Below are 22,391 nucleotides of genomic sequence, written 5' to 3'. Positions count from 1 at the left end.
CGACATGCGTTATGACCAGGCTCACCGGCTCACAGCAACACGGATTCGATCGGCCCGCGCAGGAAGTAGAGGACGAAGAGCGCGGCCACGCCGTACAGCAGGGGGTGGACCTCCCGGGCCTTACCCTTCGCCAGCTTCACCAGCACGTAGCTGATCACGCCGGCCCCGATGCCGTTCGAGATCGAGTAGGTGAACGGCATCAGCACGATGGTGAGGAACGCCGGGATCGCGATCTCGTAGTCGGTCCAGTCGATGGTCCGGACGGCCGTCATCATGAGGAAGCCGACCACCACGAGCGCCGTCGACGCGGCCTCGAACGGCACGATCGCCGACAGCGGCGCCAGGAACATGGCCAGCAGGAACAGGACGCCGGTGACCAGGTTGGCCACCCCGGTCCGGGCACCCTCGCCGACACCGGCGGCGCTCTCGATGTACGACGTGTTGCTCGACACCGACGCCGCGCCACCGGCGGCGGCGGCGATCGAGTCGACGAGCAGGATCTCCTTGGCCCGGGGCGGGGTGCCCTGCTCGTCGAGCATGTCCCCCTCCTGGCCGATCGCGACCATCGTGCCCATGGTGTCGAAGAAGTCCGTGATCAGCAGCGTGAAGACGAACATCAGCGGGACCAGCCAGCCCACCCGGGTCCACGAGTCGAGCACGTTGAAGTTGCCGAGCAACGACAGGTCCGGCAGGTCCACCACCTGCTTCGGCAGCTCGGGCACGTTCAGCGCCCAGCCCTTCGGGTTCGGCTTGCCGTCGACGAAGGACGGGCCGATGTCGCCGATCGCCTCGACGATGATGGCCAGCACGGTGGAGGACAGGATGCCGATCAGGATCGCCCCGCGGACCCGGCGCACCACGAGCACCACGGTCACCAGCAGGCCCACCACGAACACCAGCATCGGCCAACTGACGATCTTGCCGTTGATGCCGAGCCCGACCGGCACGGTGCTGTTCGCGGCGTCCGACACCCGCCGGACGAACCCGGCGTCGACCAGGCCGATGATGGTCAGGAACAGACCGATGCCGACGCCGATCGCGGTCTTGAGCTGCGTCGGCACCGAGCGGAACACCGCGGTGCGCAGCCCGGTGAGCACCAGGATGCCGATCAGCACACCCTCGATGACCACCAGACCCATCGCGTCCGCCCAGGTCATCTGCGGCGCGATCTCGAACGCGACGAGCGCGTTCACGCCCAGCCCGGCGGCCAGCGCGATCGGGAACCGGGCCACCACGCCCATCAGGATGGTCATCAGGCCCGCCACCAGCGCGGTCGCCGCGGCAAGCGCCGGGATGGCCAGGATACGGCCGTCCGCGTCCTCCGAGCCGCCGAGGATCAGCGGGTTCAACACCACGATGTACGCCATCGTGAAGAACGTGGCGAGACCACCACGGATCTCTCGTCCCGTCGTCGACCGGCGGGCGGAGATCTCGAAGAAGCGGTCGAAGGCGTTACGTGGGTGCGCGGGATCGGGCGGCGTGCCGTGGTCCGCCGGCGGGTCAATGGCCATCGGAGGTCCTCATCCTGTCGATCAACCGGTTTCGTCGCGCGCATCGTGCCAGATCACCCGGCGGACAGGGAAGGACGATCACGTACGCTGGGCCGGTGCCCGAGGAGCAGCCGCGGCCGGAGCCGCTCGACCCGCCGATGGTGCCGTTCGCCGTTGCCGGGCTGATCGCCTGGGCGGTGGCCGGCCTGGTGCTGCTGATCTTCTTCCGCGGCTGGCTCACCACCCACGGGCACGAGAACTGGCTCTGGACCTGCCTCGCCGGTTTTCTGTGGGGCTTTCCCGGGCTGGCCACGATGATGCGGCACGACGCCAACAGGCGTCGTCGACGGGCCGCCGCCAGGCGTCGTCGACGGGCCGCCGCCGAGCCTCAGCGCTGACCGGTCACGGCCCGTAGGGCTCCGTCGACTCGGCAGCCTCCGCCGAGTTCGCGCCCGGGACCTGGCCGACCGGCATCGCCTCGACCTCGCTGTCGTCATAGACGGTGGGCAGTTCGTCGACGGGCGTCTCGGCCACCCCGACGAGCGTCTCCGAGTGCGCGCCGCAGCCGTGGTCGGCGCTCACCACCCGGCCGTCGTCGGGAGCGAAGAAGTTGCCGCACGCCCCGAAGGACTGCCGCAGCGAGCCGGCCAGCGGCAGGTAGAAGCCGCAGGTGCCGCAACGGGCGGCGGCCGGGGCGGCGGTGGAGATGGCGGCGTCCGGCCCGTGGTCCCCGTCGTACCAGCGCTGGGCGGTGTCGGCGCGCCCCTCCCGGGACAGCACCCGGGCCCGGCCGAGGCCCAGCTCCCAGGAGGTCTCCTCCACCGCCGGGTCGTCGGAGAGCAGGTAGCCGGGAGCGAGCCGCTCGTCGTCGGCCGAGGTGGTGAGCAGGTCGCCCGGGCCCAGGTCGCCCGGCTGGAGCCGTTCCTGCCACGGCAGCCAGCCCGGGGCGAGCAGCGCGTCGGGGCCGGGCAGCAGCACCGTCTCGCAGATCGTGACGTGCTTGCTGCGCGCCACCCGGGCCACCGTGACGGCCCAGCGCCAGCCGCGGTAGCCGGCCATCCGGCAGTCGAAGTAGTGGGTGACGACCCGGTCGCCCTCGGCGACGGCCTGGAGGTGATCGCCGACGTCGGTCGGCTCCACCTCGGTGATGGCGTCGCGGGCCACCTCGACGGCGGCGGCGCAGACCTGGTCGAGCCGGGGAGCGCGGGCGGAGACGGGCCTGGTCACTGTTCCATTGTTCCCCATGCCCGTCGGCGGGTTCTCCCCGGGTGAGGCGGCGCGCGGGGAGCGGATGGGCGAGGATGGGACACATGGCGCAGTCCTCCCGCTCCGGCCGCTCCTTCCTCGGGCGGACCGTCGGCACCGGCATCCGCGCCACCCGGCTGCTGCTGCGGGGCTCCTTGCACGGCGGACGCTGGATGACCCGGCGGGCCGGCACCGCCCGGGCCCGCAGCGCCGGCAACGAGGTGGGCATGGTCCGCCTGTTCGACCTGCACGCGCTCTCCTGCGCCGGGGACACGCTGATCGCCATCGGCCTGGCCGGGACCATCTTCTTCGACGTGCCGCTGGGCGAGGCCCGCAACAAGGTCGCGCTCTACCTGCTGGTGACCATGGTCCCGTTCGCCATGCTCGCCCCGGTGGTCGGCCCGCTGCTCGACCACTTCCGCCACGGCCGCCGGTACGCCCTGGCCACCACCATGCTCGGCCGGGCCTTCCTGGCCTGGCTGATCTCCGACTACATGGGCGGCCTCGGGCTCTACCCGGCGGCGTTCGGGGTGCTCGCCCTCTCCCGCGCCTACGGGGTGGCCCGGTCGGCGGCGGTGCCCCGGCTGCTCCCCGACGGGCTGGGGCTGTCCCAGGTCGGGGCGCGGGCCAGCGTCTACGGCACGGTGGCCGGCGCGCTCGTCGCCCCGATCGGCTTGGCCGCGTTCTGGCTCGGGCCGCAGTGGCCGCTCCGGGTCGCCTCGGTGATCTTCCTGGTCGGCATGGTGATCGCACTCCGGTTGCCGCCGAGGGCCGACTCGGAGCCGCCGGAGCGGATGCCACGCCCGCTGCGGGCGATGCGCCGCGTCGACGGCGAACGCCCGCTGGGCCGGGGACGCCCCGCCGGCCGCCTGGTGATCGCCACGCTGATCGGTGCCGCGGCACTACGCGGGCTCTACGGCTTCCTGCTGCTCTTTCTCGCGTTCGCCATCAAGGCCGGCGACCTGACCACCGACTTCTTCGGCCGCGAGCTGAGCGCCCAGGCCGCGCTGGGCCTGGTCGGTGGCGCGCTGGCGGTGGGCACCTTCCTGGCCACCGCGCTCGGCACCCGGCTGCGCATCCACCGCCCGACCGCGATCCAGTCCAGCGGCACGATCATCGTGGCCGGTGTCGCGCTGCTCGCCGCGATCAAGTTCTCGCTGCCGATGGTGGCGCTGCTCTGCCTGGTGGCCGCGCTGATGAGCGGGATCGCCAAGCTGGCGGTGGACGCGTCGATCCAGGAGCGGATCCCGGAGCGGCTGCGGGCCAGTTCCTTCGCGCACTCGGAGACCGCGCTGATGCTCGCCTTCGTGGCCGGCGGCGGGCTCGGGCTGGTGCCGTTCACCGGCCTGATCGGGGTGGCGGTGGCCGCCGGCGTGGCCGCGCTGGTGGCCGTACGCGGCGTGCTTGTCGCCGGCCGACTGCGCGGCGAGCACCTGGTCGGCCGCCCCTTGGGCGACGACGAACTGACCAGCGGCCGTCCCGTGGGCGACGACGACCCGGCGGCGGTGCCGCCGGCCGCCGCACCGGCCGAGCCCGCCGCCACGGCGCTCCACGAGCCGACCGGTACCGCGTTCCACGAGCCCGCTGTCACCGCGTTCGACAACCCGGTGCCCACCTCGCCGGCGCCGCAGCGAGCCGACGCGCCGGCACCCGACGACGATGCGCTGGCGCCGCCCGGCTTCCACATCTACCGCCCCTCCTCGTCGGTCGGCGGCCCCGGCACGACGGAGGACGAGAACCGGCGCGACCCCCGGGGGCCGGTGGCGTGACCGGATTGTTGGTGGTCACGGCGGTGCCCGCCGAGGCCGAGGCGATCCGCGCCGGCCTCGCTGACCCGGGCGTGACGGTGCGACCGGTGGGCGTCGGCCCGGCGGTCGCCGGCGCCGCCACGGCCCGGCTGTTGGCGCTGGCCGAGGCCGCCGGCCGGCCGTACCGGGCGGTGGTCAGCGCCGGTATCGCCGGCGGCTTCGTCGGCCGGGTCGAGGTCGGCGCCACCGTGCTGGCCGACCGCAGCGTCGTCGCGGACCTCGGCGCCGAGTCGCCGAGCGGTTTCCTCCCGGTCGAGGAGCTGGGCATGGCCCCCGAAATGCTGGGCGTCGGCCGCACCGTGCCCGGCGACCGCGCCCTGCTGGGCGCGCTGCGCGCCGCCCTCCCGGCGGCCACCGTCGGCACGGTCCTGACGGTCAGCACGGTGACCGGCACCGCCGCGAGCGCCGCGGCCCTCGCCGGCCGGCACCCCGACGCCGTGGCCGAGGCCATGGAGGGGTACGGCGTGGCCGTCGCCGCCGCCCTGGCCGACATCCCCTTCGTCGAGCTGCGCACGATCTCGAACCCGATCGGCCCGCGCGATCGCGACGCCTGGCGCATGCGCGAGGCGTTCACCGCGCTCACCACCGCCGCGTCAGTCCTGCGTTGACCGGCAGGTCGAACCGCATCTCTGCCGCTCGCATCGACTCGACCCGGAACCCGCAGACCCATAGGAAGCGTGTGCTGCCGCCCTCGGCGAAGCCGTGCGCCGACCGCACCCCGCACCGGGCCATCTCGGCGGTCAGCGCGTTCACCAACCGTCGGCCGATGCCGAGTCGCCGGTATGCCGGCACGACCAGGATCCCGTCCAACACGATCTGATCCTGCTCGGGCACCGGGTACCCGAACAGCAACTCGTCGCTGCGCTCGTGCGCGCGCAACTCGCCCACCAGCTCACCGTCGGGCAACTCGGCGACGAACCGCCAGGAGGTGGTCGGCAACTCCGGGGCAAGGTGCCGACGGACCCGGAAGCCCTGCCGCACCCTTTCGCGGACCCGATCGCGATCACGCAGCTCCCGGTCGAGGCGGTACGTCACCGCCGGCAGGGCGGACCAGTATCCGGCGGACAGGCTCGGCCAGTGCGCCCACCAGGCCCTCGGCCAGTCCTTCGGCTCACGCACCTCCCGGGCGTCCAGGTGCGCCGGGCAGTGCCGCCCCGCCGCGTCCCGCAGTTGCTCCTGCGCCGCCGGCTCTCCGTCCGGCGCTCCGGGTCCCATGGCCAGCTCAGGCGCGCCGGGCCTCGTGGCTGGCTCCGACGCGCCGGTCCCGGTGGCTGGCTCCGGCGCGCCGTCCGATGGTGGCGGCACGACGATGATCTGCCCGCCCGCACCGATGACCAGCCGCTCGATGGTCCGGAAACTCGGGCCTGCCGACCGGCCGGAGGACCGACCAGCCGACCGGCCGACCGATCGGCCCGAATTTTCCGACTCGATGCGCGCCAGGGTGGCCTGCGGCACCCCCGACCTCGCCGCCAGCTCGCGCTGGCTCAGATCGGCCGCCCGGCGCAACGCCCGCAGCGTCGCCCCCAACGTGATGGTCTGCTCGGCGGGGTGTTCGACATCGGTCACCACGTCATGCTCGACCGTCGCCGGCTGTTCCTCCACCCCACCTGTCAGCCTGTGGACAACGCTGTGGAAAAGCAGCGCCGCTGGGGACGAAGGGGTGCGCCAGCGCCTAGAAACGTGATGACGAGAGTGGATCGGCCGCAGGCGGGCGCGACGAGCCAGGGCCGAATCCCACGCCGGCGCGGAAGCTCGACGCGGCCGGATCGACCTCGGGCAGATCCTCGACTCCACCCAACCCACCCGACCGGGCCCTCGACTCCACCCAACCGACCCCGGGCCCTCGGATTCATCCGATGGGCCCCTACCAGGAGGAATCGACCCTGGCGAGGATTCGGCCGAGTCCCTCGACGGGCGGGGCGAGGCCCGTCCGGGGGCCGATTCATCTACGTCATCAAGTTTCTAGGCAGCCAACCAGGACCTCGCCGCTCGCCCGCGGCTGCGCGAGTTGGGGGACGAGCGCCCTGGTCCACCCCGCATCTTCCCCGCGGGAACATCTCCTCGGCCTCCGCCGGAGCGGCACTTCCCCGACCCGGCGCTCCCCGACCCGGCGCTCCCGGAACCCGGCGCTCCCTGAAGCCGGCACTTCCCGGTGAGCCGACAGCCTCGCCGGTCACATCGCGGAGCCGGGGCGGCGGGCGCTGGAAAGGGGCGGAGCTACGGTGGGAGCGTGACGCTCTCCCTGGCGATCTCCCCCTGCCCCAACGACACGTTCGTCTTCGACGCCCTGGTGCACGGGCGGGTGCCCGGCGCGCCGCCGGTCGAGGTGACCTACGCGGACGTGGACGTCACCAACACGGCCGCCGAGCGCGGCGCGTTCGACCTGGTGAAGGTCAGCTACGCGGCGCTGCCCTGGCTGCTCGACGACTACCACCTGTTGCCCTGCGGGGGCGCGCTGGGCCGGGGCTGCGGCCCGCTGGTGCTGACCCGGGGTGACCGGGCCGACCTGTCCGGCGCGACCGTGGCGGTGCCCGGCGAGCGGACCACGGCGTACCTGCTGTTCCGGCTCTGGGCGGCCAAGCAGGCGCCGAAGCGGATCGAGGTGGTGCCGTTCCACGAGATCATGCCGGGTGTGGCCGCCGGCCGGTACGACGCCGGACTGGTGATCCACGAGGCCCGTTTCACCTACCCGCGGCACGGGCTGACCGCCCTGGTCGACCTGGGCGAATGGTGGGAGGGCGACACGGGGCTGCCGATCCCGCTCGGCGCGATCCTGGCCCGCAAGGGCGCCGTGGACCCCGTTGAGGCGGCCACCTGGATCCGCGAGTCGGTCCGGCAGGCATGGGCCGACCCGGAGGCCAGCCGCGGGTACGTGCTCGCGCACGCGCAGGAGATGGAGCCCGACGTGGTGGACCGGCACATCGGCCTCTACGTCAACGAGTTCACCGCCGACCTGGGTGAGGCCGGCTTCGCCGCCGTGGAGGCGCTGCTGGGCCGGGCCGCCGACGCCGGGCTCGTCCCTCAGACCTCCAGCTCGCGCGCGACCGCGTGGACCAACTGAGCGATCTTCTGCGCGGCCTTGCGGTCGGGGAAGCGACCCCGGCGCAGGTCCGGCTGGACCTTCGCCTCCAGCACCTTGATCATGTCCTCGACCAGGCCGTGCAACTCCTCCGCCGGCCGGCGGCGCAGCTCCGCCACGGACGGCGGCGCCTCCAGCAGCTTCACCCCCATGGCCTGGGCGCCACGGCGGCTGTCCACCACGCTGAAATCGACCCGCTGGCCACCCTTCAGGTCGGCGACACCCGCCGGTAGCGCGCCCTTCGGCAGGAACACGTCGCCACCCTCGTCACTGGTGACGAACCCGTATCCCTTGGCCGCGTCGTACCACTTCACTCGACCCGTCGGCACCTGTCGAACCCCGCTCCACTCGAACCGTCTACCCCTCCAAGGCTAGCCCGATGATCCGGTCGACCGCCTTCGGGAATTCGACAAGATCATTCAGCACCAGATACGCGCCGGCCGCGCTCAGCTCGTCCACCGGGCACGGGCCGGTCGCCACTCCCACGCCCGGGATTCCGGCCGCCCGCGCCGCGGCCATGTCGGCCACGTGGTCGCCCACGTAGAGCGTCGCGCCGTGCTCCCGCAGCGCGGTCGCCTTCTGCTCGGCGAACAGGTCCCCGGCCAACTCGTCGACCGGCAGCCCGAGGTGGTCCAGGTGCAGCTTCGCCAGCCGCCCGATCTTGGAGGTCACCACCATCACCCGGCCGCCGCGCGCGTGCACCGCCCGGAGCGCGGCCTCCGCGCCCGGCATCGGCGTCGTGGGCGTGATCGCGTACGCGGGATAGAGCTCCCGGTAGAGCGTCACCGCCTCCTCGATCCGCTCCGGCGGGAACCAGTGCGCCAGCTCGGTACGCAGCGGCGGGCCCAGCCGGGACACGGCCAGATCCGCGTCCACCGGCACGCCCGTGCGCTCGGTCAACGCCCGGTAGGCGGCGGCGATGCCGGGGCGCGAGTCGACCAGGGTCATGTCAAGGTCGAAGCCGACCATCAGCGGAGACATGCCGAGAACCTACCCAGCGGGCTAGCGTGGTACGACGATGACCACCTCACTCGCCGACCACCTGCGGGCCCTCCCCGACGAGTCCCTGGCCGCCCTGCTCCAACTGCGGCCGGACCTCGTCGTGCCGGTGCCGGCCGATGTGTCCGCCCTCGCCCTGCGCGCCCAGTCCCGGGTCTCCGTGGCCCGGGCACTCGACGGGCTGGACCAGTTCACCCTCCAGATCCTCGACGCCGCCCGGCTCACCCAGGGCACCGAGAGCGGCACCTCCACCGACCAGATCCTGGCCATGGCCACCGCCGGGCCGCACCCACCCGCCCCGACCACGGTCCGCGCCGCGGTGGACCGGCTCCGGGCGCGGTTCCTGCTCTACGGCGCCGAACACGACCTGCACGTGGTGGGCGGCGTCGACGAGGTCTCCCCGTACCCCGCGGGGCTGGGCCGGCCGGCGGCGGAGCTGGACCCGCGCGCGGCGGCCCTGTGCGCGGACCCGGCGAAGCTGCGGCGGACGCTGCTCGCCGCGCCGCCCTCCGCCCGGGCGGTCCTGGACCGGCTGGCCGCCGGCCCACCGGTCGGCACCGTGGCCCCGGGCGCGCTGGAGGCGCCCGCCACCGGCGACCAGGACGTGCTTCCGCCCGACCTGGTCAACGGCGGCACGCCCACCGGCTCACCGATCCGCTGGCTGGTCGAGCACCGGCTGCTGGTGCGGATGTCCGGCGACCCCAACGGCACCGTCGAGCTGCCCCGCGAGGTGGGGCTGGTGCTGCGCCGCGACGCCGGTCCGCTCGGCCCGCTGCGCACCGGCCCGCCCGAGGTCTCCGGCCCGCCCCGGGAGGTCAAGGCCGTGGACTCGGCCGGCGCCGGGCAGACCATGGAGGTGGTCCGGCACACCGAGGCGCTGCTGGAGGCGCTTGTCGCCGAACCGGCCCCGGTGCTGCGCTCCGGCGGCGTGGGGGTGCGCGACCTGCGCCGGCTCGCCCGTGGCCTCGGGCTGGACGAGCCGACGACCGCGCTGATCTTCGAGGTGGCGTACGCGGCGGGGCTGACCGGCGAGCTGGAACTGACCGGGTCGGCCACCACCCGGTACGGCGGTGACCAGCAGATCCTGCCCACCGGGGGATACGAGGTGTGGCGCGCGGCGTCGCTCGCCCAGCGCTGGGAGCAACTCGCCCGGGCGTGGCTGGCGATGACCCGCCAGGTGGGCCTGGTCGGCCAGCGGGACGACCGGGACCGCCCGATCTCGGTGCTCTCCCCCGAGGCGGAACGCGCCGGCGCGCCGGCCGCCCGACGCGCGGTGCTCGCCGTGCTGGCCGACCTGCCGCAGGCCACCGCGCCGACGCCGGACGAGGTGCTGGCGCTGCTCGACTGGCGAGCGCCCCGCCGGGCCCGAGGGCGGGAGACGGCCCACCGCGAGGTGCTGGCCGAGGCGGCGCGGCTCGGGGTGACCGCGCTGGGCGCGCTCACCACGTACGGGCGGCTGCTGCTGGCCGAGCTGACCGACGCCGACGAGCGGGGTGACGACCCGCTGGGGTTGCGCTCCGACGCCGAGTCGGGTGACCCGTCGACGGCGGTACGCGCACTGGACGGGCTGCTGCCCGCCCCGGTCGACCACGTGCTCGTGCAGGCCGACCTGAGTGTGGTGGTGCCCGGCCCGCCGGACCCGGCGCTCGCCGCCGAACTGGACGTGGTGGCCGAGCACGAGTCGGCGGGCGGGGCGAGCGTGCACCGGGTCACCACGGCGAGCATCCGGCGGGCCCTGGACGCCGGCTACACCGCCGACGACCTGCACGCGCTGTTCCGCCGCCGGTCGCGTACCCCGGTCCCGCAGGGGTTGACCTACCTGGTGGACGACGTGGCCCGGAAACACGGCGGGCTGCGGGTCGGCTCGGCCGGTGGGTACGTGCGCAGCGACGACGAGGCGCTGCTCACCGAGGTGCAGGCGGACCGGCGACTGGAGTCGCTGGCGTTCCGCCGGCTGGCCCCGACGGTGCTTGTCACCCCGTACCAGGTCAACCGGATGCTGCTGGCCCTGCGCGACGCCGGGTACGCGCCGGTGCCCGAGGACGCCAGCGGCGCGACGGTGCTGGCCCGCCCGAAGACCCGGCGGGCGCCGGGCCGCAGCCCGGTCACCGGCCGCGCGATGGACCCGCTGGCCACGCCGAAGCTGCCGATGCCCCGCCTGCTCGGCGTGGTGGAGCAGATGCGCCGGGGCGACATGGCAGCCCGGGTGGCGCGGCGGGCGCCGGCGGTGGTCCGTGGCGCGGCGACCACCGGTCCGGCGCCGGCGCACGGGCACGGCGAGGCGCTTGCCGTGCTCCAGCAGGCGGTACGGGACAAGGCGCTGGTCTGGGTGGGTTACGTCGACGCGCACGGGGCGACCGCGTCCCGGCTGGTGCGGCCGGTGTCGATCGGCGCCGGCTATCTGCGCGCCGAGGACGACCGCACCGAGATGCTGCACACGTTCGCGCTGCACCGGATCACCGCCGCCGTGCTGGAGGAGTGACCCTATTCGCCGTTGCGCCGCAGCGTGCCGATCACCGAGACGGCCAGCAGCAGCGCGAACGCCGCGCCGGCCGACTCGCCGACCGAGTCGACGAAGCCCTGCCGCTGCACCAGCAGCCCGAACAGGAACCACCCGAACACGCCCACGGCGGCGACCGCGTAACCGACCATCGCCGCCGTGGAGACCTCCTGCTGCGTCCGCTCGTCCTCGGGAAGCACGTCCTGATCGACGGTCATGGCCAGCCCCTCCCCGCCCCGTGGTGGACCCGGCTTCCACAGTGACACCGACCGGCCCGCGCGGACAGGGGTTAAAACCCTGATCCGGGCGGTCCGGTCACGGGCGGCGGCCGAACACCACCACGCGGGTGCCGATCGAGCCCAACTCCCAGAGGCGTACCGCGTCGCGGTGCAGCAGATTGACGCAGCCGTGCGAGCCGATCGCGCCGTTGTGCAGGTAGGTGGTGGTCTCGTGGAAGCCGATCCCGCCGTTGAACCGCTGCCAGTACGGCAGCCACACCTCGTACGGGTTGGACCACTCGCGCAGGTTCCGCCCGCCCACCGAGTAGGTGCCGGTCGGCGTGGCGTACCCGGACATGCCGGTGCGGGTGACGGTCGGGCCCAGCACCACCTTGCCGCCGCGCATCGCCCACACGGTCTGCCGGGTCAGGTCGACGCAGAACGTGAGCCGGGAACCGGCCCGGCAGCGGGACACGTCGGTGCCGGCCAGCCGCTTCGCCACGTCGTACGTGGTGGGGCCGGCGCGCCCGGCGGCGGGGCTGATGCCGTACCGGATCTGGAATTTCTTGATCGCGGCGCAGTCGGCGGCGGACTGCGCACCGTCCACGCTCAGCGTCCCGAAACCGCCCAGCCGACTCAGGTAGCTCTCCACGGCCTTCTGGTGCTCCCCCTGCGGGCACCCGGCGGGCCGGCTCGGCGTGGCCTTCGGCTTCGGCTTCCTGGTCGCGGTCGGCGACCGGGTGGGTTTCGGCGTGGCCGTCCGGCTCGGCTGCGCCGACGGGGACGTCGCCGACCGCTCGGGCGTGGGCGGCGCGCTCGCCCCCGATGCTCCCTCCGTCAGCCCGACCGGCGCGGGGGTGCTGCCCCCGGCGCCCTCCGCCTGCGGATCGAGCGCACACGCGCCGACGCCGACCAGCACGACCACTGTCAGACCGACGACCCGGGCGAGAAACCGGACACGCTGCATGGGCCCTCCCTGGACAGTTGTCCCGCTTTCTAGACGTGTGGGGTGAGTATGACGTTGCCTGTCCAGCGAGACTTTTTTCCGACCATGCCGGGCGTGCAACACTTGATGGTCCGCCTTCGGCAGGTCAGCCGGGGTGCGGGCACGGATCCCGGCCGATGCGAGGAGAACGCGGCGTGAGCGGTGGACCACTGATCGTGCAGTCGGACAAGACGCTGCTGCTGGAGATCGACCACCCGGACGCGCAGTCCTGCCGGATGGCCATCGCGCCGTTCGCGGAGTTGGAGCGTTCCCCCGAGCACGTGCACACCTATCGGCTGACGCCGCTGGGCCTGTGGAACGCGCGGGCCGCCGGCCACGACGCGGAGGGCGTGGTCGACACCCTGATCAAGTATTCGCGTTATCCGGTGCCGCACGGGCTGCTCGTCGACGTGGCCGAGACGATGGACCGGTACGGCCGGCTCCAGCTCGCCAACGACCCGGCGCACGGGCTGGTGCTGCGCGCCCTGGACCGGGTGGTGCTGATCGAGGTGGCGAAGAGCAAGAAGCTCGCCGGCATGCTCGGCGCGAAGCTCGACGACGACACCATCGCCGTGCACCCGTCCGAGCGGGGGCGCCTCAAGCAGGCGCTGCTCAAGCTCGGCTGGCCGGCGGAGGACCTGGCCGGCTACGTCGACGGCGAGGCGCACCCGATCGAGCTGGCCGAGTCCGGCAAGGACGGGGGCAGGGCGTGGACGCTGCGCTCCTACCAACGCGAGGCGGTGGAGGCGTTCTGGGCCGGCGGCTCCGGCGTGGTGGTGCTGCCCTGCGGCGCCGGCAAGACGCTCGTCGGCGCGGCGGCGATGGCCGAGGCGAAGGCGACCACGCTGATCCTGGTCACCAACACGGTGGCCGGCCGGCAGTGGAAGCGGGAGCTGATCGCCCGCACGTCGCTGACCGAGGAGGAGATCGGCGAATACTCGGGCGAGCGCAAGGAGATCCGCCCGGTCACCATCGCCACGTACCAGGTGCTCACCTCGCGGCGCGGCGGCGCGTTCACCCACCTGGACCTGTTCGGCGCCCGCGACTGGGGCCTGGTCGTCTACGACGAGGTGCACCTGCTGCCCGCGCCGATCTTCCGCTTCACCGCGGACCTCCAGGCCCGCCGCCGGCTCGGCCTCACCGCGACGCTGGTACGCGAGGACGGCCGGGAGGGCGACGTGTTCAGCCTGATCGGCCCGAAGCGGTACGACGCGCCGTGGAAGGACATCGAGCAGCAGGGCTGGATCGCCCCGGCGGAGTGCACCGAGGTACGGGTGACGCTCACCGACGCGGAGCGGCTGGCGTACGCGACGGCGGAGGCGGAGGAGCGCTACCGGATGGCCGCGAGCGCCCGCACCAAGCTGCCCGTGGTCCGGGCCCTGGTGGAACGGCACCCGTCCGAGCAGGTGCTCGTCATCGGTGGCTTCCTCGACCAGTTGCACCAGCTCGGCGAATATCTGGACGCGCCGATCGTGCAGGGCTCCACCACGAACAAGGAACGCGAGCGGCTGTTCGACGCGTTCCGGGCCGGTTCGTTGCGAACCTTGGTGATCTCGAAGGTGGGCAACTTCTCCATCGACCTGCCGGAGGCGGCGGTGGCGATCCAGGTGTCCGGCACGTTCGGATCACGGCAGGAGGAGGCGCAGCGGCTGGGCCGGGTGCTCCGCCCGAAGGCCGACGGCCGGCAGGCGCACTTCTACACCGTGGTCTCCCGGGACACCATCGACACCGAGTACGCCGCGCACCGGCAGCGCTTCCTCGCCGAGCAGGGGTACGCGTACACCATCGTGGACGCCGACGACGTCCTCGGCCCGCCGCTGCCGACGGTCGAGTAGCCCGGCTTCCGGTGTTCCCGGCGTCCGTCCACAGTGGCACAATCGGGGACCGTCACTGGAGCACCAGAAGGGACCCGAGTGAACCGCCGTTTTCTCTCCGCACTGACGGTCGCCACCGTCGGCCTCGCCCTCGCGGCCGTGGCGCCCTCGCCCGCCTCGGCGAGCGACGCGCCCGGTTTCGTCTGCAACCTCACCCAGAACACCTGGCTGCGGGACCAACCGCACGGCGGCGTGCTGCGCACCCTGACCGCCGGGCGTGGGTTCCGCGCCCACGGGGGCTGGGCCGAGGACAACGAGGCCTGGGTGTACGGCCACGGCGCCGAGTACCCGTCGATCGACGGCTGGGTGCCGCTGGGCAACACCACCTGCTGAGTCTCCGCAGGCGGAGGGGACGGCCACGGTCTGATGCGGCCGTCCCCTCCGTCGTCGGTCAGCCCTGGCCGCTGGCGCGGAACGCCACCCAGGCGTCACTCATCCGGTCGGCCTGGCCGGGGGTGAACATGTTCATGCAGGAGTCCTGCGTGTAGTCCATGAAGTTGTGGATCGGGTCCAGCCCCGGCGCGGTGCAGGTGTCCGCGCCGATCGGGCAGTTGAACTGCGGCGCCGCCTCACGCGGCGTGTCGGCGACGAAGTCGCCGGACGCGGAACAGCCGTGCGCGAACGTGTGCTCCAGCATCAGCCAGTGCCCCACCTCGTGGGTGAGCGTGTCGCCGAGCGCGTACTTGCCAGCCGTGCCGCCCGGCATCGACTCGTCGAGCATCACCACGCCGTCGATGTAGTCCCGGCCGTTGTTGTAACCCTTCGGGAAGTACGCCCAGCCGAGCAGCCCGCCGCCGATGTTCGCCGCGTAGACGTTGAGCGTGCGGGAGTCACCGGTGTAGAGCGCCTTCTTCATGTCCCGCTCGTTCTTGCCCGGCACCACCGTGTACCAGGTGCTGTTCACGGTCCACGTGGTGTCGACGAGCGAGAACCGGAACGGGGTGTCGGAGGCGTCGGCCGCGGTGCGGCCCGCGTACGAGTCGTTGAGCACGGTCATCTGCGCCGCGATCAGCGTGTTCCAGCGGGCCTTCTCGGCCGCGCCGAGCGTGTGGTCGGAGATCATGTGGAAGACCGTCGGCACGGTGACGCTGCCGTCGGCCAGGCGCGGGGCGTCCTTGATCACGCCGTACGCGTGTGCCTCGTTCTTCGAGTAGAGCGCCGGCTCCTGGGCGGTGGCGCCCTCGCGTACCCGGGCGGCGCTGTGCGTGTCAGCGGCGCCGGGCTGGCAGGTCGCCGTTTGGGCGGCGGACGCCGTGGCGGGCGCGCCGCCGGCGGTGAGGAACGTGGCAGCGGCAGCGGCGAGCACTGCCAGGTGGATGGTCGGTTTCCTGTGCATCGTTGCACCTTTCGAGAGGCATGAAAGGAACACGACGCGGGGTTGTCAAAGCTGCGGGTCGATGACGTCGTCGTCCCGACATAAGACCACGTCAACGGCGTCCACAACACCCCTCGGGCTTGGTCAGGCGGCGCTCAGCTTCCTGAGCACGTACTGGTTGAGGCTCATGCCTTCCTCGGCGGCGTGGATGGCCAGCTCACGGTGCAGGCTCTCGCCGACCCGGAGATTGAACTTGCCCGAGTAGGTGCGCTCCGACAGCGGCTCCGGGACCTGCTCGCCCTGCTCCGCCATGTCGGCGATCACCTCACGCAGCAACGCCTGGAGCCCTTGCAGCGCCTCGAACTGACGGGCAGCCAACCACGAGAGGGACGGAAACTCGGCGCAGGTGGCGACGAACTCCTGATCCTCGGCCAACCACGTGACGCGGTAGGTGTAGTGCGAGATCTCAGGACGGGACTCGGACATCACATGGCCTCCTTCTTGTCGATCGCCTTGAGCACCTGCCGTACCTGGTAAGCCTTGGCCTTGCCCTTGTCGTCCTGGATGTTGACCCGTGGATCGCCGGCCCACGGCATCTTGAACACCGTATGGAGGTGCCGGCCTCGCGCGGCTTCCGGAAGTGATGCTCGCAGACCCGGTAGAGATCGTTGTAGGCGACGTTCTACTGGCCCTTCCGCATCGCTTCGACGAGTTTGGCTATGGACGACACCAACGAATGGCACCGCATCCCACCCAGCAGGATCGGTGTCTCATTTAATGGACATCCGCATAGATCTTGGTACGAAATGGCCCCCGGAGGGGCCGATTCGTACCAAGATCTCACGCGATCAGCAGCGGTCGGCCTCAGCGACGAAGACGCCTCGGCCGGGGTGGCCCACCAGTACGCCCTGCTCCCGCAGACGCGCCACCGCCCGGCTGATCGTTGACCGCGACACGTCATAGTCGTCCGCGAGCCTCAAAGATGTGCTCCGCGCCTGGCAGGGCGCCCAGTCGGCGCAGCACCGCTACCGATGACCGAACGTTGGGCGATCCACCTGCCGGTGACCGCGCCGGACCTGCACCGGGCGCGCATCTTCGCGCGTACCGCCGCCCGGGTCTTGGCCCAGCTCAGCGCCCGGGTCGAGCCGGGCGGGGTGACCGTGTCGGCGGAGGACGCGCAGTGCGTACGCCATTGGGTGTTCTGCGATCACCCGCTGCCGGATGGCGGCGGCCGGTGTGCGCTGCCGGTGGATCACGTCGCGGCGTGCGCCCGCCGCGCGCCCTGGCTCCGCCGACGCTGATCCATCCACGCCATCAAGTTTCTAGGCACCCGAGTACATCCCCGCCTGGGCACCCACCCCAACCGTCAAGTCGCACATCTAGTGCGTTTAACTTATCTCATCTAGTAGACTAGACTTCCAATGTGAAGCGGGTTGACCTCATCCACAAGATCAGCAAGGCTGCCGCCGATGCTGGCGTGACCTTCGAGATGGTTCGCGAGGGCGGCAGCCATACGATCTATCGGTACGGCCCACAGAACGTCGTCATACCTCGACACAAGGAGATCAACGAACTTACGGCGCGGGGTATCCTGCGCAGCCTCGGACTGAGGTGAGGGGGGCGCAAATGAAGTACACCGCCACTTGCGTGCGCTCGGGCGGCTGGTGGGCAATCACCGTACCCGAGATCACTGGCGTGTTCTCCCAAGCACGTCGTCTCGACCAGGTCGAGGGGATGGCTCGCGAAGCCATCGCTCTCCTCCTCGAAGTCGACCCACTGAGTTTCGACGTCGAGGTGCAGCCCGAGATGCCCCAAGAGGTGACCCGCGCCCGCAAGGCACGAAGCGCCCTGCGGGCGGCTGAAGAGTCCGCCGAGGAGGCGACCGTCACCGCAGTGCGTGCCCTGCTCTCCAAGGGCTACACGGTTCGCGACGCGGGCGCCCTCCTTGGCATCTCCGCGCAGCGTGTATCGCAACTCGCACCGAAGAGGGGGGCCGGCGGCATCAACAAGGGCGGTCAGGACGCCGCAGCAGCGTGACCCGCCCGCCCGGTGCCACCTCCGTCGCCCGTTGCCGGCAGCAGTAGGCCCCAGGCTCACCCCCACCGTCACCAGTTCCGTCAGAGGCGGTGGGTGTGGGGCGGGGCCGGATTCGTGGGGTTGGCGTGAATGACGATCCGGGCACCGGCGGAGAGCGGCGCGAGCAGCCACTTCAGCGGCTGCTCGTGCTCGACCGGGTCGACGAGCAGGCGATCACCGGCGTGCAGGTCGAGTTGCCCGGCGATCTCCGCGGCCAGCCGTCGCCACGCGCCGAAGCTGGTGCCGTCCGGGGTGGCCGGGTCGGCCGGGTCCACCGCCGTGTAGTCCGGCGGGTCGGCGGGGTGCCGCAGAACCTCGGCCGACCAGTCCAGCCAGCCCGCCGGCACCGCGTCGAGCGCGCCGGCGCCGGTGCCGACCAGGTAGCGGTGCGTCCCCTCGGGTACGTCCTCCAGCCAGTCGTCGAGGCGTTCCGGGGTCACGAACACCGCGTCGTAGGGTCGGTCCGCGCCCGGCTCCAGCACCGGCAGCCCGGCCAGCGCCCGGGGCCGGAAGGAGACGGTGAGCCCGACCGACCAGGCCCCGAGCAGCACCGCCGCGGTGCGCCAGTGCGGCGGCAGCAGCACCGCCACCCGGTCGCCGGGGCGTAGCCCGCAGCCGTCGCGCAGCAACCCGGCGCTGCGGGCCGCCCAGGCGCCCAGCTCCGACGTGGTCAGCTCGGTGCGCTCGCCGGTGGCGTCGTCGTGGTAGCTGAGCAGCGGCTCGTCTGCGGCGACGGGGACGGACGCGGGTGCTGCCATCGGACGGGCTCCTCCCTGGCGGGGTCGCCTCACCCTAGCCGGGCGAACCGGTCCACCAGGAGGGCCAAGCGTCGCTCGTGGTCGGCCCGCCGCAGCCGCCCGTTGCGCATCAGCGTGATCAGGCCGTGCAGCCCGCTCCAGAACGTCTCGGTGAACGCCCCCAGGTCGTTGTCCCCGGCGAACGGGCGCAGGGCCTCGGCCAGTTGGGCGAAGCCCCGGGCCAGGTCGACCGGAACGTCCTGGGTGGCGAAGGGCAACTCGATGGCGAGGGTGAACATCGCGTCGTAGAGGGCGGGCCGACGCTCGGCGAACGCGACGTACGCCGTCGCGACGTCGGCCACCGCGCGGCGCGGGTCGGTCGCGGCGGTCCGGACGGCGGTGAGGTCGTCGGCGAGGTCGCCGAAGCCTTCCACGGCGACCGCCGCCATGATGGCGTCCTTGCCCTTGAAGTGGCTGTAGAGGACGGGCTGGCTGTATTCGATCTCGGCGGCGAGCCGGCGGGTGGTGACCGCGTCCCAGCCCTCCGACTCGGCCAGCTCGCGGGCCGTGGCGACGATCGCCCGCTCGCGTTCCGCCCGCTCCCGCTCCCGCCGCGCCTGAATCGACATGACCGAGACTCTAGCACCGCTAGCCAGGCTGCCGGCGCTCTGCTAGCGTTGCCCTCATATCTAGCGGCGCTAGCTTTTGGAGTCGGTCATGCTCAACGTCCTCGCCTACGGGCTCGCCATCGTCCTCAACCTGTTCATCGTCTACATCGGCGCACGCTTCCTCGTGGTGCCCCGGGCCGCCGCCGCCGGCTACGGCGTCCCGGCGACGGAGGGCGGGGGCGACCCCGCCTATCTCACGATCAAGGGCGTGCGCGACCTCACCTACGGCCTGGTCGGTCTCGCCCTGATCGCCTTCACCAACGCGGACGCGGTCGCCTGGTTCATGCTCGTCGTCACGCTGGCCCCGCTCGCCGACACCGTCATCGTGCTCCGGCACGGCGGCACCCGGGCCACCGCCTTCGGCATCCACTTCGCCACCGCCATGGTCATGCTCCTCGACACCGCCCTGCTGTTCGCCCTCTAGACGCCGGCCGCTCCAGCGGCGTCGGCCACCGAAGAGAGCCTCCGGGTCCGCGAACGTCGACTTTGGTCGCGGACCCGGCCGGCCGATGGCCGTATCGGCGAGCCGGGCGGCTACGGCACGGTGCGGGCATGACGACCGAACCCCTGCGCCGCCGGCTCCTCCCGTCGATCGCGCTGCTGCTGCTCGCGCCCTGGACCGCCGAGTGCTCCTGGGGCGGTTTCACGCTCGTCGGCATGCCGTTCGTCGTGGTCATACTCGCCCCGATGTACGGCGGGGCCGCGCTGCTGATCCGGGAGACGGCCCGGCGGCTCCGGCTCGGCTGGCCCGGGATCGTCCTGCTCGCCGCCGCCTTCGGCGTGGTCCAGGCCGGCCTGGTCGACCAGTCGCTGTTCAACCCCGGGTACCTCGACGACACCCAGTTCGCCGGCTCCCGCGCCGTCGCCGACGCGACTCTGGTGCCCGGCCTCGGGTTCAGCGCCCGGCAGGCCGTCGACTACGTGGGCAACCACGTGGCGCTGACCATCTGCGCGTCGATCGCGCTCGTCGAGTCGTACCTCGGTGCGGGCCGCCGGTCGCGGCCCTGGCTGGGCCGTCCGGGGCTGGCCGTGGCCGCGCTGCTCTGGCTCGGTGGCAGCCTGCTGATCTTCGCCGACGATGGGGGTCGCAAGGGTTTTCAGGCCTCGCCGGTCCAGCTCGTGTTCGCCGCCGGGGTGGCGCTGGCCCTGATCACCGCCGCCCTGCTGCGCCGCCGTGGCCGCGTCGACACCAGCGCCGCGACCGCGCCATGGCCGGTCTGCGCGGGGCTGCTGGTGGCGGTCGCGTACGCCGGGGCCAGTGCCCTGCCGGGCTGGCCGGGGATCGGGGTCGCGCTCACGCTCGCCGCGGTCACCGGCGTCCTGCTCACGCGCTGGTCCCGGCGGCCCGGCTGGGGACAACTGCACGTGCTCGCCGCCGGCTCGGCAAGCGTGCTCGCCGCGGCCACCTCCGCGTACGACGTGCCGACCTATTCCCCGTCGAGCCCGGCCGCGGACCTGACGGGTGACGTGGCGATCAGCGTGATCGTGCTGCTCCTGGTGGGCGGCGCCTGGTGGCGGATCAGCGGGTGGGCAGCTCGGGACCGCCGTCGAGCAGCGGAGCCAGCAGGTCACCCTGCTTCGCCACCCGCGTGAGCACCTCGGCGGCGGTGTAGGGGCGGGTCGACGGCCGCTTCCCGGCCGCCCCCGCCTCGACCTCTTCCCAGGTCAACGGCGTGGACACGGCCGGCACCGGCTGGGCGCGCAGCGAGTACGGCGCGACCGTCGTCTTCGCCGCGTTGTTCTGACTCCAGTCGATGAAGACCTTGCCGGGGCGCAGGTTCTTCGCCATCTTCGACACGACCAGCTTCGGGTGCGTCTGCTCCAACTCCCGTGCGACTGCCCGGGCGTAACCGGAGACGACCTCCGCGTCCTGCGTACCGGCGATCGGGCAGCAGAGCTGCATGCCCTTCTTCCCGGACGTCTTCGGATACGCCGCCACGCCGTCACGGGCCAGCCGGTCACGCATCAGCAACGCCACCTGGCAGCACTGCTTCAACGCGGCCGGGGCGCCCGGGTCCAGGTCGACCACCATCACGTCCGGGTGCGCGCCGATCTTCCACTGCGGCGTGTGCAGCTCCAACGCGGCCAGGTTCGCCAACCAGACCAGGGTGGGCAGTTCGTCGCAGACCACGTAGTCGATGGTCTCCCGCCCCTTGCTCGACCCGGGGGCGGGCAGGTTCTCCGTGCGTACCCAGGCGGGGGTCGCGGCGGGTGCGTTCTTCTCGAAGAACGAGCCGCCGTCGACGCCGTTGGGGAAGCGGATCCGGGTGAGCGCGCGGTCTTCCAGGTGCGGCAGCAGCACCGGGGCGATCCGGGTGTAGTAGTCGACCACCTCGCCCTTGGTGAAAGCCGCTTTCGGGAAGAGCACCTTGTCCAGGTTGGACAGCTCCAGCGCACGCCCCTCGACGTCGACCTTGAACCGGTCAGTCGGCATCGTCGACCTCCTCGGGCGGCTTGTCCGGGCGCAGGCGCAGGACCCGCGGGAAGCGCAGCCGGCCGTCCGGGGTGCGCTGGCCGTACTTGACCTCCACCACGACCCGGGGTGATACCCAGATCGCGCCCCGGGCATCCTCGCGCGGCACTCCGGCGGCGAACGGCGAGCCGGTGGCGCGCAGCGGTTCCAACTCGCGCAGCAGCTCCCGCTCGATCGCCGCGCCGATCCCGCCGCCGACCCGACCCCGGTAGACCAGCCGCCCGTCCGGCCCGGGCACGCCGACCAGCAACCCGCCGATCCGGCGCGCGCCGGGACGCCAGCCGCCGACCACGAAGTCGCCGGTGACCTCCAGCTTGACCTTCACCCAGTCGGGCGAGCGCACCCCGGGCCGATAGACCGAGTCGGCCCGCTTGGCCATCACCCCCTCCAGCCCGTGCTCTCCCGCCGCCGCGTAGGTGGCCGGGCCGTCGGTGAAGACCGGCGGCACCGCCCACCGGGCGGCGCCGAGCCCGAGCGACTCCAGCGCCGCCCGCCGCTCCCGCCACGGCCGGGAGGTCAGATCCACGCCGTCGAGCCGCAACAGGTCGAAGATCATGTACGTGACGGGTACGGTCGCCGCCAGCCGCGCCGCCTTCGCCGCGTTACGCACGTGCATCCGCTCGGCAAGCGCGGTGAACGACGGCTGCCCGTCGGTGAAGAGCACCACCTCGCCGTCGAGCAGCGCGTCGTCGACCTGCTCGGCCAGGTTGAGCAGTTCCGGGTACGCGGTGGTGATCTCGACCCCGGACCGGGCGTAGAAGTGCCGGTCGCCGTGGGAGATGTCGGCGAGCGCGCGGACCCCGTCCCACTTGAACTCGTACGCCCAGGCGGCACCGGCCGGGAGCTGCCCGGTCATCGCGAGCATCGGCTTCAACGGCGCGCCGGGCACCTCCTGACTGTAGTTGCACGCCGAAGGGCGTGCGC

General features: G+C 72.6%; 25 protein-coding genes and 1 pseudogene. 12 read left to right on the top strand and 14 right to left on the bottom strand.

The window, feature by feature from the left end:
* Nucleotides 1-29: 29 nt before the first annotated feature.
* On the bottom strand, nucleotides 30-1,511 hold the full coding sequence (locus O7619_RS06645; protein ID WP_282286367.1) for an NCS2 family permease: 1,482 nt from the start codon (nucleotides 1,509-1,511) through the stop codon (nucleotides 30-32).
* 137 nt (nucleotides 1,512-1,648) lie between these two features.
* Between O7619_RS06645 and O7619_RS06640 the strand changes: the two genes are divergently transcribed.
* A complete protein-coding gene (locus O7619_RS06640; protein WP_282288702.1) occupies nucleotides 1,649-1,888 on the top strand; it encodes a DUF2530 domain-containing protein in 240 nt (79 codons plus the stop codon).
* A 4-nt stretch (nucleotides 1,889-1,892) separates the two neighbouring features.
* On the opposite strand, the gene O7619_RS06635 is transcribed toward O7619_RS06640, so the two are convergent.
* Nucleotides 1,893-2,735: a DUF3027 domain-containing protein gene (locus O7619_RS06635; RefSeq protein ID WP_282286366.1), complete on the bottom strand. Its 843-nt coding sequence runs from the start codon at nucleotides 2,733-2,735 to the stop codon at nucleotides 1,893-1,895.
* A gap of 65 nt (nucleotides 2,736-2,800) precedes the next feature.
* Here O7619_RS06635 and O7619_RS06630 point away from each other — a divergent pair, with 65 nt between their 5' ends.
* Complete coding sequence (locus O7619_RS06630) at nucleotides 2,801-4,504, top strand: MFS transporter (protein WP_282286364.1); 1,704 nt, start codon at nucleotides 2,801-2,803, stop codon at nucleotides 4,502-4,504.
* Nucleotides 4,501-5,151, top strand: a complete 651-nt coding sequence (locus O7619_RS06625; RefSeq protein ID WP_282286363.1) for a futalosine hydrolase — start codon at nucleotides 4,501-4,503, stop codon at nucleotides 5,149-5,151. The genes O7619_RS06630 and O7619_RS06625 overlap by 4 nt, the downstream gene beginning before the upstream one ends.
* Here the strand turns inward: O7619_RS06625 and O7619_RS06620 are convergent.
* Entirely contained in the window at nucleotides 5,123-6,109 is a 987-nt protein-coding gene (locus O7619_RS06620; RefSeq protein ID WP_282286362.1) for a GNAT family N-acetyltransferase, read from the bottom strand. The genes O7619_RS06625 and O7619_RS06620 overlap by 29 nt on opposite strands.
* A 664-nt stretch (nucleotides 6,110-6,773) precedes the next feature.
* Between O7619_RS06620 and O7619_RS06615 the strand changes: the two genes are divergently transcribed.
* Nucleotides 6,774-7,604, top strand: coding sequence for a 1,4-dihydroxy-6-naphthoate synthase (locus O7619_RS06615; RefSeq protein ID WP_282286361.1), 831 nt, complete (start codon nucleotides 6,774-6,776; stop codon nucleotides 7,602-7,604).
* On the opposite strand, the gene O7619_RS06610 is transcribed toward O7619_RS06615, so the two are convergent.
* Nucleotides 7,565-7,951, bottom strand: coding sequence for a cold shock domain-containing protein (locus O7619_RS06610; protein ID WP_073826071.1), 387 nt, complete (start codon nucleotides 7,949-7,951; stop codon nucleotides 7,565-7,567). The two genes, O7619_RS06615 and O7619_RS06610, sit on opposite strands and share 40 nt — an antisense overlap.
* 28 nt (nucleotides 7,952-7,979) lie before the next feature.
* Nucleotides 7,980-8,603, bottom strand: a complete 624-nt coding sequence (locus tag O7619_RS06605; RefSeq protein ID WP_282286360.1) for an HAD hydrolase-like protein — start codon at nucleotides 8,601-8,603, stop codon at nucleotides 7,980-7,982.
* A 37-nt stretch (nucleotides 8,604-8,640) separates the two neighbouring features.
* Between O7619_RS06605 and O7619_RS06600 the strand changes: the two genes are divergently transcribed.
* Complete coding sequence (locus O7619_RS06600; RefSeq protein ID WP_282286359.1) at nucleotides 8,641-11,103, top strand: helicase-associated domain-containing protein; 2,463 nt, start codon at nucleotides 8,641-8,643, stop codon at nucleotides 11,101-11,103.
* Nucleotides 11,104-11,105: 2 nt separating this feature from the next.
* On the opposite strand, the gene O7619_RS06595 is transcribed toward O7619_RS06600, so the two are convergent.
* A complete protein-coding gene (locus tag O7619_RS06595) occupies nucleotides 11,106-11,339 on the bottom strand; it encodes a hypothetical protein (protein WP_281585297.1) in 234 nt (77 codons plus the stop codon).
* A 97-nt stretch (nucleotides 11,340-11,436) separates the two neighbouring features.
* Nucleotides 11,437-12,306 (bottom strand): L,D-transpeptidase family protein, encoded by an 870-nt coding sequence (locus tag O7619_RS06590; RefSeq protein WP_282286358.1) that lies wholly within the window; start codon nucleotides 12,304-12,306, stop codon nucleotides 11,437-11,439.
* A 173-nt stretch (nucleotides 12,307-12,479) separates the two neighbouring features.
* Between O7619_RS06590 and O7619_RS06585 the strand changes: the two genes are divergently transcribed.
* Both O7619_RS06585 and O7619_RS06580 read left to right on the top strand, forming a co-directional pair.
* Nucleotides 12,480-14,159 (top strand): DNA repair helicase XPB, encoded by a 1,680-nt coding sequence (locus O7619_RS06585; RefSeq protein ID WP_281585299.1) that lies wholly within the window; start codon nucleotides 12,480-12,482, stop codon nucleotides 14,157-14,159.
* Between the two features lie 78 nt (nucleotides 14,160-14,237).
* The gene (locus tag O7619_RS06580) at nucleotides 14,238-14,531 is read left to right on the top strand and encodes a hypothetical protein (protein ID WP_282286357.1); all 294 of its coding nucleotides are present in this window, start codon (nucleotides 14,238-14,240) and stop codon (nucleotides 14,529-14,531) included.
* A 58-nt stretch (nucleotides 14,532-14,589) separates the two neighbouring features.
* Here O7619_RS06580 and O7619_RS06575 read toward each other — a convergent pair whose 3' ends face one another.
* The 3 genes and pseudogenes from O7619_RS06575 to O7619_RS06565 all read right to left on the bottom strand — a co-directional run.
* Nucleotides 14,590-15,534 (bottom strand): zinc metalloprotease, encoded by a 945-nt coding sequence (locus O7619_RS06575; protein WP_282286356.1) that lies wholly within the window; start codon nucleotides 15,532-15,534, stop codon nucleotides 14,590-14,592.
* Between the two features lie 123 nt (nucleotides 15,535-15,657).
* Nucleotides 15,658-15,999 (bottom strand): type II toxin-antitoxin system HicB family antitoxin, encoded by a 342-nt coding sequence (locus O7619_RS06570; protein WP_282286354.1) that lies wholly within the window; start codon nucleotides 15,997-15,999, stop codon nucleotides 15,658-15,660.
* 362 nt (nucleotides 16,000-16,361) lie between these two features.
* Nucleotides 16,362-16,487 (bottom strand): annotated as a pseudogene (locus O7619_RS06565) (GntR family transcriptional regulator); the annotation flags it as partial.
* Nucleotides 16,488-16,544: 57 nt separating this feature from the next.
* Here O7619_RS06565 and O7619_RS06560 point away from each other — a divergent pair.
* The 3 genes from O7619_RS06560 to O7619_RS06550 all read left to right on the top strand — a co-directional run bounded on the left by O7619_RS06560 (nucleotide 16,545) and on the right by O7619_RS06550 (nucleotide 17,550).
* On the top strand, nucleotides 16,545-16,814 hold the full coding sequence (locus O7619_RS06560; RefSeq protein ID WP_282286353.1) for a hypothetical protein: 270 nt from the start codon (nucleotides 16,545-16,547) through the stop codon (nucleotides 16,812-16,814).
* 122 nt (nucleotides 16,815-16,936) lie between these two features.
* A complete protein-coding gene (locus O7619_RS06555) occupies nucleotides 16,937-17,128 on the top strand; it encodes a type II toxin-antitoxin system HicA family toxin (RefSeq protein WP_282286352.1) in 192 nt (63 codons plus the stop codon).
* An 11-nt stretch (nucleotides 17,129-17,139) separates the two neighbouring features.
* Nucleotides 17,140-17,550, top strand: coding sequence for a type II toxin-antitoxin system HicB family antitoxin (locus O7619_RS06550; protein ID WP_282286351.1), 411 nt, complete (start codon nucleotides 17,140-17,142; stop codon nucleotides 17,548-17,550).
* An 80-nt stretch (nucleotides 17,551-17,630) separates the two neighbouring features.
* On the opposite strand, the gene O7619_RS06545 is transcribed toward O7619_RS06550, so the two are convergent.
* Together O7619_RS06545 and O7619_RS06540 are read right to left on the bottom strand one after the other, a co-directional pair.
* Nucleotides 17,631-18,347 (bottom strand): TIGR03089 family protein, encoded by a 717-nt coding sequence (locus O7619_RS06545; protein ID WP_282286349.1) that lies wholly within the window; start codon nucleotides 18,345-18,347, stop codon nucleotides 17,631-17,633.
* A gap of 29 nt (nucleotides 18,348-18,376) precedes the next feature.
* Entirely contained in the window at nucleotides 18,377-18,955 is a 579-nt protein-coding gene (locus tag O7619_RS06540) for a TetR/AcrR family transcriptional regulator (protein WP_282286347.1), read from the bottom strand.
* 88 nt (nucleotides 18,956-19,043) lie between these two features.
* Between O7619_RS06540 and O7619_RS06535 the strand changes: the two genes are divergently transcribed.
* On the top strand, nucleotides 19,044-19,418 hold the full coding sequence (locus tag O7619_RS06535; RefSeq protein WP_282286346.1) for a DUF4267 domain-containing protein: 375 nt from the start codon (nucleotides 19,044-19,046) through the stop codon (nucleotides 19,416-19,418).
* A 128-nt stretch (nucleotides 19,419-19,546) separates the two neighbouring features.
* Entirely contained in the window at nucleotides 19,547-20,587 is a 1,041-nt protein-coding gene (locus O7619_RS06530; protein ID WP_282286345.1) for a hypothetical protein, read from the top strand.
* On the opposite strand, the gene ligD (O7619_RS06525) is transcribed toward O7619_RS06530, so the two are convergent.
* Together ligD (O7619_RS06525) and ligD (O7619_RS06520) are read right to left on the bottom strand one after the other, a co-directional pair.
* Nucleotides 20,514-21,428: a non-homologous end-joining DNA ligase gene (gene ligD, locus O7619_RS06525; RefSeq protein WP_282286344.1), complete on the bottom strand. Its 915-nt coding sequence runs from the start codon at nucleotides 21,426-21,428 to the stop codon at nucleotides 20,514-20,516. The genes O7619_RS06530 and ligD (O7619_RS06525) overlap by 74 nt on opposite strands.
* Entirely contained in the window at nucleotides 21,418-22,356 is a 939-nt protein-coding gene (gene ligD / locus O7619_RS06520) for a non-homologous end-joining DNA ligase (RefSeq protein ID WP_282286343.1), read from the bottom strand. The genes ligD (O7619_RS06525) and ligD (O7619_RS06520) overlap by 11 nt, the downstream gene beginning before the upstream one ends.
* Between the last annotated feature and the right edge of the window lie 35 nt (nucleotides 22,357-22,391).

It is taken from the genome of Micromonospora sp. WMMD998, assembly GCF_029581235.1.
In the GTDB taxonomy this organism is placed as follows: domain Bacteria; phylum Actinomycetota; class Actinomycetes; order Mycobacteriales; family Micromonosporaceae; genus Micromonospora.
The sequence above is the reverse complement of the archived record's forward strand: the minus strand, read 5'-3'. Positions and strand labels throughout refer to the sequence as shown.